Annotated in this window: 8 protein-coding genes; 3 read left to right on the forward strand and 5 right to left on the reverse strand. The window is 62.7% G+C overall.

What is annotated here, in order from left to right; all coding sequences use genetic code 11:
* Nucleotides 1–298: 298 nt before the first annotated feature.
* The 5 genes from P0D80_RS43390 to P0D80_RS43410 form a co-directional block, all read right to left on the reverse strand.
* On the reverse strand, nucleotides 299–1621 hold the full coding sequence (locus P0D80_RS43390) for an MFS transporter (RefSeq protein ID WP_408293209.1): 1323 nt from the start codon (nucleotides 1619–1621) through the stop codon (nucleotides 299–301).
* A gap of 91 nt (nucleotides 1622–1712) precedes the next feature.
* Complete coding sequence (locus P0D80_RS43395) at nucleotides 1713–2606, reverse strand: NAD(P)-dependent oxidoreductase (protein ID WP_408293213.1); 894 nt, start codon at nucleotides 2604–2606, stop codon at nucleotides 1713–1715.
* A complete protein-coding gene (gene ilvD, locus P0D80_RS43400) occupies nucleotides 2603–4369 on the reverse strand; it encodes a dihydroxy-acid dehydratase (protein WP_408293216.1) in 1767 nt (588 codons plus the stop codon). The genes P0D80_RS43395 and ilvD overlap by 4 nt, the downstream gene beginning before the upstream one ends.
* Nucleotides 4370–4470: 101 nt before the next feature.
* Nucleotides 4471–5271, reverse strand: coding sequence for an SDR family NAD(P)-dependent oxidoreductase (locus P0D80_RS43405; protein WP_408293219.1), 801 nt, complete (start codon nucleotides 5269–5271; stop codon nucleotides 4471–4473).
* Nucleotides 5272–5273: 2 nt separating this feature from the next.
* Complete coding sequence (locus P0D80_RS43410) at nucleotides 5274–6632, reverse strand: MFS transporter (RefSeq protein WP_408293223.1); 1359 nt, start codon at nucleotides 6630–6632, stop codon at nucleotides 5274–5276.
* Nucleotides 6633–6832: 200 nt separating this feature from the next.
* Between P0D80_RS43410 and P0D80_RS43415 the strand changes: the two genes are divergently transcribed.
* From P0D80_RS43415 to P0D80_RS43425, 3 genes are all read left to right on the forward strand, one after another.
* Complete coding sequence (locus P0D80_RS43415) at nucleotides 6833–7807, forward strand: LysR family transcriptional regulator (protein WP_408293227.1); 975 nt, start codon at nucleotides 6833–6835, stop codon at nucleotides 7805–7807.
* A 577-nt stretch (nucleotides 7808–8384) separates the two neighbouring features.
* On the forward strand, nucleotides 8385–9212 hold the full coding sequence (locus P0D80_RS43420; protein WP_408293231.1) for an AraC family transcriptional regulator: 828 nt from the start codon (nucleotides 8385–8387) through the stop codon (nucleotides 9210–9212).
* 445 nt (nucleotides 9213–9657) lie between these two features.
* The gene (locus P0D80_RS43425; protein WP_408293234.1) at nucleotides 9658–10146 is read left to right on the forward strand and encodes a hypothetical protein; all 489 of its coding nucleotides are present in this window, start codon (nucleotides 9658–9660) and stop codon (nucleotides 10144–10146) included.
* Nucleotides 10147–10249: the final 103 nt, after the last annotated feature.

A 10249-nucleotide genomic window follows, 5' to 3' on the forward strand; every position in this document is an offset into this window, starting at 1 on the left:
TCGAGCCGGCCGCGTACACAGACCTTTAGCAGGACATCGCGGACGTCGTTGCAGCGACGCGTACGGCTGCGTCGCGTAGCAACGCGGTCATGACTGCGAGCTACTGGGCGATCGGGCGGCGCATCGTAGAGTTCGAACAGGGCGGGGCGGAGCATGCCACCTAAAGCGAGGGGGGCTTATCCGGCGATTGGGCGCCGACCAGTCGAGGAGGCTTGGCCGATGCTTCTATAGCCGGTCAGGCCTTCGATCCGGGCGCGGCGCGACGGTGAACCCGGCGGCTCAAAAGATCATCCGACGTTCAAGCCGTCGCTGGGGCGACCGGCGCCGCGATTTTCCCACTCAGCGCCTTCAGCCCGAACGTCGCCACGAACGTCAGCAACGCACACGCAACCATGAAATAGCCCGGCGCGGCGAGATCACCCGTGCGACTGATCAGCCATGTGCCGATCAACGGCGCGGTGCCGCTGAAGAGGGTGAAGCTGAGATTGAATGCGAGCGCGACGCCGCTAAAGCGCACGCGCGTAGGGAACATATCCGCGATGATGCAGGCAAAGGTACCGTTGATCAGCGCCGCGCCCAATCCGCCGAGCAGCATCAGCACGATCAGATCCATCCGGTGGCTGACTGCCGCGTGATAGAACGGCATCGTCAGGATGATCAGCAGCAGGGCGCCTGCGCGCATCAGATGGCGGCGCGACACGCTGTCCCCGATCCGCCCGACGATCAGAATGCCGATCGACGCAGTCGCCAGCGCCACGTTCTGCCCGAGGGCGACCTGATGCGGATCGTAGTGCAGCACCTTGTCCAGATACGCGGGCATGTGCGCAAACAGCAGGCCGTTGTAGCCGGCCGTCGCGCAGGTTGTCAGAATGCCAAGCAGCACGGGCCGCCAGTGTTCGCGCAGCAGTTCGGCAAATGGGTGCTTCGAGGCGAACTGCTTCATATGCGCGAATTCCGGCGTTTCTTCGAGCTTGCGGCGCAGCCAGAAACCGAGCAGCCCGATCACGCCGCCGAAGATAAACGCGAAGCGCCAGCCGTAAGCCGCGACGTCGTCCGGCGTCAGGACGGCATGCACGCCCAGGTTGACGGCCGCCGCGAGCAACACGCCTGAGTTGACGCAGAAGAACACGATCCCGCAGACAAGGCCTGCGCGGCGCGGCACGGTTTCGACCACGTAGGTAATCGACCCGGGCAGTTCGCCGCCAAGGCAGAATCCCTGCACGAGCCGCAACAGGATGATCGTGAAGGTTGCGGCGATGCCCCAGCTCGCGTAGGTCGGCACGAGCCCCATGCCGATGGTCGACAGCGACACGACGATCACCGAGACGATAAACACGCGCCGTCGCCCGAAGCGGTCGCCAAACCAGCTGAGCACCGCGCCGCCGATGGGCCGCGATAGATAGCCGATCGCGAACACCGCGAACGACAGCAGCAGCGCCATCATCGGGTCGAGCATCGAAAAGAACGCGCGGCCGATGAATTGCGCGAACACACCATAGACGACGAAGTCGTAGAACTCCAGCGCGCCGCCGAGACTCGCGAGAATGATGAGCCGCCACTGACCCGCCGTCAGGCGATTGAACGAAGCACTGCGTACGTTGACCGCTTCGAGGTTCTGCATCGTGTCTCCAGATTCATGGCTTATCTGTAGATCCGGCGCGTCTGCCGTGCAGCGACGGCCGGTGTTCGCTAGAAACCAGAAATCCGCTCTGTCATTCGGGCGCGGCCGTTTGCAATTCGACCGTCGCGATCTGCGAAATATCGGCGTCGCCGAGACCTTGCTCGACCGCCTGCGTCAGCCAGCGCCGCACCAACGCTGCGACCGGCAGCGTCGTATCGCTCTCGCGCGCCAGCGACTCGACGGCATCGAGGTCTTTCAGCATCGTGCGGATCGTGCCGGAGGCCTGCACATGTGGCACGTTCATGCGCGGCATCAACGTTTGCAGCAGCACCGAATCGGCCCAGCCGCCGGCGAGCGCGGCGGGAATCCGCGCCGTGTCGATGCCGGCATGGCGGGCGAGCCGGGTCGCTTCGGCGAGCGCCGCGATGGTCGTCATCACGATGGTCTGATTCGCCAGCTTCGTGGCCTGTCCCGCGCCGCTGCCGCCCATGCGCGTGACGCGCGCGGCGAAACCAAGAAGGATCGGCGTCAACGTCTCGATCAGCGCGGCGTCGCCGCCCGCCATGATCGCCAGCGTGCCTGCCACAGCGCCGGACGTGCCGCCCGACACCGGCGCGTCGATCCAGTCGCCGCCGGTCTGTTCGTGCCAGCACCGTGCAAAGGCTCGGGTTTGCGACGGCGCGAGCGTCGAATGATCGACCAGCGTGGCGCCGCGGCGCGCGCGGCTCGCGAGTCCGTCGACGCCGAACGCCACCGCCTCGACCGCCGCCGCGTCCGCGAGACATAGCATCACGATGTCGGCGCCGGCCGCGACCTGAGCCGGCGACTCGCATGCCACGCAATTCGTCGCCGACGCCTGCAATGCCGCAGCCTTTTCGTTCGAACGATTCCACACTCGCAGCGCATGACCCGCGTCGGCGAGACGCTGCGCCATCGGCCAGCCCATCTTGCCGAGCCCGCAAAAACCGAGGCGGGCGCTGGTCATGCGGCGGCTCCGTCGTCGCCGGGTGTGGGCTCGTCGTACGGCCATTCGACGTTGCCTGAATGCGTCACCGCGCCGAGATGCGCGGGCCGCACCAACGCTTCGTATTTTTCGAGCACCCCCGCGAGCCGGCGCGGCGCGCGCGCGGGCGCGGCGGCGCGGCGGCGGGCGAGTTCGTCGTCGGACAGGTCGACGCGCAGAATGCCCGCGCGCGCGTCGATATGCACACGGTCGCCATTGCGCAACAGGCCGATCGGGCCACCCGCCGCCGCTTCCGGGCCGACATAGCCGATGCACATGCCACGTGTCGCGCCCGAAAACCGACCGTCGGTCAACAACGCCACTTTCTCGCCCATGCCCTGACCGTAGATCGCTGCCGTCACGCTCAGCATTTCGCGCATACCGGGACCGCCTTTCGGCCCTTCGTTACGGATCACGAGCACGTCGCCTTCGCGGTAATCGCGCGCCGCGACAACCGCCATGCAGTCTTCTTCGCATTCGAATACACGCACCGCGCCCGTGAACGAAAGCGATTTGAGCCCGGCGATTTTCAGACATGCGCCGTCCGGCGCGAGGTTGCCACGCAGGATCACGAGTCCGCCGTTTTCGCCGAGCGGCTCGTCGCACGCACGCACGACGGTGCCGTCCGGTCCGCTGAACGCGCTCAATGCTTCGGCGAGCGTGCCGCCTCCGAGCGCGGGCACATCGCCATGCAGGAAGCCGCCTGCCAGCAGCGCGTTCAACACTGCCGGCACGCCGCCCGCGTGATGCAGATCCTGCGCGAGATAGCGGCCGCCTGGTTGCAGATCGCCGATCAGCGGAATCTTCGCGAACACGCGTTGCACGTCGTCCAGCGTGAAGGGGATACCGGCCTCGTTCGCTATGGCAGGAATGTGCAGCGCGGCATTGGTCGAACCGCCGGTTGCGGCAACCGCCGCGCAGGCGTTCTTTAGGCTTTCCATCGTAACGAGATCGCGCGGCAAGGGCCCGCCTTGCGTCAGGATACGCATGACTGTCTCGCCGGCGCGGCGCGCAATCGCAATCCGTTCGCTGTAGACGGCGGGCACCATCGCGGAGCCCAGCGGCGCGAGGCCAAGCGTTTCCGCGACCATCGCCATCGTATTCGCGGTGAACTGGCCGGGACACGATCCGGCCGTCGGCGTGCATTGTTTTTCGATGGCGTCGAGTTGCGCGCGGCTCATGTCGCCCCGCTGCGTGGTGCCGACCGCTTCGATTGTCGTGAGAATCGTCGCCTGGCGTTGCACGCCGGTGCCGGCGCCGCCGGGCAACTGGCCGGGTGCGACGCCGGGCAGCATTGCGCCGCCGAACAGGAACACGCCGGGCACGTTGACGCGCACCATGCCCATCAGGATGCCGGGCAAGGTCTTGTCGCAACCGGCGACGCCGATCAGTGCATCGTAGTTATGCGCACGCACGAAAAGCTCGACGCTGTCCGCAACCACTTCGCGCGACACGAGGCTCATCCTCATGCCGGAGTGATTCATCGACGTGCCGTCCGACACCGAGATCGCCGAACCGCGGATCGGCACGCCACCGCCCGCTGCAATGCCGAGGCGCACGTTGTCGGAGACCTGGTTCAGCGACATCGAACACGGCGTGTTCTCGCCGAACGTATCGACGATCGCGACGAACGGCTTTTGCATGGATTCCTCGTCGATACCGGTAGCGTGCAGGAACGCGCGATGCGGCGCCCGCGTGACGCCGTCGGTCACCCTGCGCGAGCGATGTTTATGCAGATTGGTCATGTGGGAAAGTCCGTTTTCTTTTGAAACTCGTGCAGTGCTCAGGCGATGGTTCGTTCAACTGCGCGCGCCGCCAACTGCCGTCCGTTGCGGCTCAACTTCGCTCAACCGCCGTTCAGCAGCAAGCCGTTTTCCGCGGCGATCACCTGGCCGGTCATTGCAGGCGCCTGCGTCGCGAGAAACCAGGCCAGGTCCGCGATTTCGGCGGGCATCGACACCCGTTTGAGCGGTGCCTGTTCGGTCATTCTCGCTAGCACGCCGTCATAGGCTTGCGGGTCGAGCACGCGCACCAACAGCCCGTCGTCGACCATGCCGGGCGCGATCGCGTTGACGCGGACATGCGGCGCGAGACTACGCGCAAGCGAGAGCGTCAGCGTATTCACCGCGCCTTTCGACGCCGCATACGCGATCGACGACCCGGTGCCGTTCAGACCCGCCAGCGACGAAATGTTGACCACGCTGGTACTGCGTTTCACCGTCGATAGGCCGGCCGATTCGCGCAGCAATGGCACTGCTGCGCGGGTCATCTGATACAGCCCGATCAGGTTCACGCGGTACACGCGCTCGAACTCGATAGCGTCGATCTCGTCGAACGCGTTGTGCGCAATCACGCGGGTCGTGCCCGCGCAATTGATCAGCGCGTCGACACGTCGCCAGCGGCTCGCCACGGTATCCATCGCGCGGCGGCAGTGCGCATCGTTGCCGACATCCGCGTCGAATATCAGCGTGGACGCGCCGGCGTCGCGGCAGGCCGCTTCGACGGCCAGCGCTGCTTCGCGCGTGCTGTCGTCGAAGTTGCCTATCGCCACCGACCAGCCCGCTTGCGCGAAGCGCAGCGCGGTCGCCGCGCCGATACCGGAAGCCGATCCCGTCACCACGCAGACGGGGTTGCTCGATTGCGTCATATTCAAGTCCTCTGTGGAATGCTGGAATTAGGCGCGCTCGCCGAAGCAGCGGAAGCGCGCTTGAGTGGCATGCGCAGCACGATCGCCGCGCCGATCAACAACGCCACGGCGATAGCGAGCATTCCCGGCAACAGCTTGCCGCCGCTCAGATCGGACAGCCGTCCGACGATGAACGGACTCACGAAGCCGGCCAGGTTGCCGGTGCAATTGATTACGGCGATCCCTGCCGCCGCGCCAGCACCGCCGAGCAGAGCGGTCGGAATCCCCCAGAACACCGGCGCGATCGAATTGATGCCGATAGCCGCGACGACCAGCGCCGCGATCGACACCGCGACGTTCGACGCAAACAGCACTGAAGCAAGCAAACCGAGCGCGCCGATCGCGCAGCAGACCGCGACATGCACGCGGCGTTCGTCGTGGCGGTCAGCGTGGCGCGCGATCAGTACCATCGCGACCACGCTGATCAGCGAGGGCACCGCCGACAGCCAGCCGATGTTGCCCAGGCTGGCAACGCCGCTTGCCTTGATGATGGTCGGCACCCAGAACGCGAGGCCGTAATTGCCCATTGCGATGCAGAAGTACAGCAGCCCGAGCAGCCACACGCGCTTGCTGGCAAAAGCGCCTCGCGCCGAGGTTTCGGTGCGCGTGATCGCGTCGCGGGCGAGGTCGGCGGCAAGGCGCGATTTTTCGTCGGCGTTGAGCCAGTGCACGTTGTCGATCCGGTCGTGCAACACGAAGAACGCCGCAATGCCGACCGCGAGCGAGCCGATCCCTTCGACCAGAAACAGCCAGCGCCATCCGGCAAGACCATAGGTGCCCGCGAAATGCGCCATCAGCCAGCCCGACAGCGGCCCGCCGATCGCGCCGGACGCCGGAATCGCGGTCATGAACAGCGCAATGATCTGCGAGCGCCGTGTCGAAGGAAACCAGTTGGACAGATACAGCAGAATGCCGGGGAAAAATCCCGCTTCGGCGACGCCGAGCAGAAAGCGCATGACGTAGAACGATGTCGGTCCGTTGACGAACATCGTCAGGCCCGACACGAGTGCCCACGTGACCATGATCCGCGCAATCCAGCGGCGCGCGCCGACGCGGTTGAGGATCAGGTTGCTCGGCACCTCGAAGAAGAAATAGCCGACGAAGAAAATGCCCGCTCCCGCGCCGTACACCGTTTCGCTCAGCGAAAGGTCGCTCAGCATTTGCAGCTTGGCGAAGCTGACGTTAACGCGGTCGATGTACGCAACCACGAACGCGAGAAACAGAAACGGCACGATCCGCCGCCTCAGTTTCGCGTAGAGCAGGGCGTTGTGAGGATCGGCCGATGCAAGGCCCGGCTCGGGTCCGAAGGAAGGGACGCTCATGGTCTGTCTCCAGTACGCGTGCTCGGCACGCGGTCTCATCATTTGTGTGGGGTCCTCGTTTTAGATCGACGGGACCGTTGCCTTCTGGCGGCAGTGTCGAAAGGGTAGTCGTGTTGCAGGTATTGCCGCAAATCACGATTTCGGAGACAGTTATAACCATAGCGTTATGCCGAACCGTATTTTCGGGGAAAACCCTTGTCATGCAAAACAGCGATCCGATCGAACGTTTCTTTCGCAGCGGGCTCAAGCTGCCGCATCTGCGTATCCTCGTATGCCTTGCGGAGCTTGGCCAGGTCACGCGCGTCGCGGCGGCGTTTCATGTGACCCAGCCAGCCATCTCGAAGCAGATCGGGGAAATCGAGGAGGCGCTCGGGGTGCAGGTGGTGAACCGAGTCGGTAATGCGCTGGAGTTGACCGGGATCGGCCAGGTGATCGTGGCATGCGGGCGCGAAGTCTTGCGCCATATCGAACTTGCGCGCCGCGATGTCAGCGCGCTTGCGTCCGGCACCGGCGGCCACGTCAGGGTCGGCGCGGTGGTGACGATCCCCGAGCCGCTGGTCACTAACTCAGTGCAACTGTTCATGCGCCGCGCGCCGTCGGCGTCGCTTTCGTTCGCGGAAGCCACGCTCGACCGGTTGATCAAGATGCTGGACGACGGCGACCTCGACATCGCCCTTGGCCGCAACCGGATTGCGACCACGCAAAAGACCTTGCGTCAGGAGGTGGTCCATCGCGAGCCGTTTGTGTTCGTGGTCGGCGCGCATCACCCGTTGGGAGATCTCGGGCGTCACGTGACGTGGGCTGATTTAGGCGCGGCTCGCTGGATCACCCCGATGCACGGGTCGCCGGCGTACGCGACGCTGGTCGAGACGCTTGCCGCAAACGATATTGCAGTGGGCAGCGGCGCGGTCGAATCGAGCGCGTTGGCGTTGAATATTGCCTTGATACGCAGCGGCGATTTTGTTTCGATCTTGCCGATGTCCATAGCAAAGCCTCACGCAATGCGCGGCAGCATGCGGGTGCTCCCGTTGCCGCCGCTGGAACCGCTGGGTGAAATTGTGGCTTACTGGCGGGACGATTCGAGCTTGCCTGCAGCGAAGTTATTCAGTGCGTGCCTAAGAGAGGTGGCCGGGGAGTTGATGAATGAGCCGGGCGGGACGGTGCGGCTCGAGTGAGTTCAGGGCGCGTCGCTGGGCTTTTCACGTGATTAAATTTATGGGAACAGCGGGCACTGGGACGGGTGGCAGTCGTTTGTGTGCGAAGAGACTGATCGAGGTCCAGCCCGAACGGGACGAGATCGTGAGAAGCGAGGAGCGCTCGTTATCTTCCTGGTTAATTTAGGGAGGCAGATCGACAAAACCTTTTGTTGACAGTGCTGTCGCTACCCTTGCTGTTGCTGTAGCAGATCTGCAAAGGGCGAAGGGATCACCGTACCCTTACCGGCCTATCTGTCACTCCAACTACTTATGAGACGCCGATGATGACGATGTTGTCGGGCAACATATCTGACCGCGCATGCAGCCCCATCGCTTACGCTGCGTTATATCCAGCATAAGCGTCAGCCTGCAGAATGCATTCTGAAAGGACGTGCAGGTTTGAAACCCGGCTAACAACCGATCGAGTGTCGTCTGAGTTGCCCAGCGATATAGCTCAGCAGCGACTCCAAACGAGGTCGGGGTCGCTTCACATATGACGAATCCACCTTAAGCAGCCTTGAATTCGACGTAACTTGGGAGGAGACTACTGCTTGTCATGAAGCAAGAAATGCGGTCGACCCCGGATAAGGGGTTACGCTGCCAACCGATGAATATCGCTTTCACCGATGGCGGCCTGAATTCGGTGCAGGGACCTCGCCTGGTTATACCGACAGGTAGCACTGTTGCGCAGACTGCGGGCGGCGACGGTCCCGGAAGGGGTCATTCCATTCTGATCAGTGCACCATTTGTCGCAGTTATTCCGGTGGGGGCGCAGTTAGCCACGGTCGCTGACGACGATCCCGATGGATGGGTTATCGCACTCAAACCGGGCGTACTTGGGCAAGTCTCGCAAGTAGCGTTTGACGCGATTCCGAAATGGTCCAGGTTTTGGGATCCGTTCCTGCGCGAGGCCGCGGACACACTGGGTGCTTTGCATCATGCGGAGCTCATCGACGCTGCCTGCGCCGACGCGTTTGCCGATGTCGTCTCGGTGCACATCGCTCTCCGCTACGGGCACTGTGCTGGTGCGGCCGAGCCGGACATGCCTCTTACGCGTCAAATGCTGACTCGCATTGAAGCCTTCGTTCACGAGCACATAGCCGAAACCATTCTGGTCGAGCAACTCGCAGTGCTGGTGAACATGAGTGCATCAAACTTTGCGCGCGCTTTCAAAACGGCGACAGGCACCCCGCCCCATCGTTACGTGACACTCGAACGGGTGAAATTTGCCAGGGCGATGTTGTGCGAGAAAACCATTCCCCTGGTGGACGTTGGCGCGCGCGCGGGGTTTCAGACTCAGCAGCATTTCACCGAAGTGTTTCATCGATACAGCGGTGTGACGCCACGCGCATTCCGACTAGCCCACCGGAACGCCGGTGGCTGATTCATTTCGCGAAGTTGCGAGCAAGACGAAAGAGTTTCTCGAGTAGATGCTGCCGTGGTCACGAGCACGAACATACCCTTGCGGAAGCAGATCTGTAGCACGTGAAACGTCGCCTCTTTGAGCATCAGCCGACCGCTTCATAGTTCCAACTTGCGCGCTCCCTACGCCGCCGATGGTCATTTAGCGCTAGGCTCGATGAACAGGTTGCGAAAGGCCGCGTCTCCTTGCGGTATTGCTTGAGACTGATATGATCATGAAAGGCCACCGAAACCTTCCTGAAATGTCACATACATCAAGCGTGCCAACCTCTCGGTCCATCGCTGAGATCGAAAAAGACTTCGACGTTCTGCTAACGTCGCGGCTACCCGTTGCGATAGCACGTGAGTTGGCCCGACAGGCGCAACGGCTGTCAGATATGGATTGCTGACTGCCACGAGATCGGTATATGCGATACCAAATTGGTGATGCCCCCGAGCTAACGCATTTGCTTCTGTCGGGTTTTACGGCAGTACCACAGCCTGCCATAGAAAAGGGCTTAGACCGCTATCTCTGGCGGCACGCGCGCTTCGCTTACGCGGAGCAGCTTGCGGATGTGTTTGTCGACGTGCGTTCGGGGCTGACCGGCCACTTTCTTTATCATAAAAAGAGCGGCCTCATCTTTGCGCATACGGAGTTTGGCTTTCATCAGTTATTGCTCGCTCATCTGGCTGCGCTGCACAAAACAGATTTTTGCCGCGAACACGTGATATGGAATTTGCATCAGTTTCCGTATACAGATCCGATGAGACAGCTTGCCGATGACTGTGTACGGGAGGGGTACGGTTTGTTTCTGTCGTCCGTTTCAGACGGAAAGTACATCACGGTCGGACAGGCCTTCACGTGGGAACCACTCGAACTAGCCGCCTTTGGCAATTTCGAACGAGATGTCATTTGATTTTGCCGTCGTCACTTCGAAATGCGAGCTTGCTGAACGTCCGTAGAAGGCAAGTATTCGGCCGTTCCCAGGCGGGGACGTTTAAGGACCACTTCGGGTCGAT

It is taken from the genome of Paraburkholderia sp. RL17-373-BIF-A (assembly GCF_046030175.1).
GTDB lineage: Bacteria > Pseudomonadota > Gammaproteobacteria > Burkholderiales > Burkholderiaceae > Paraburkholderia.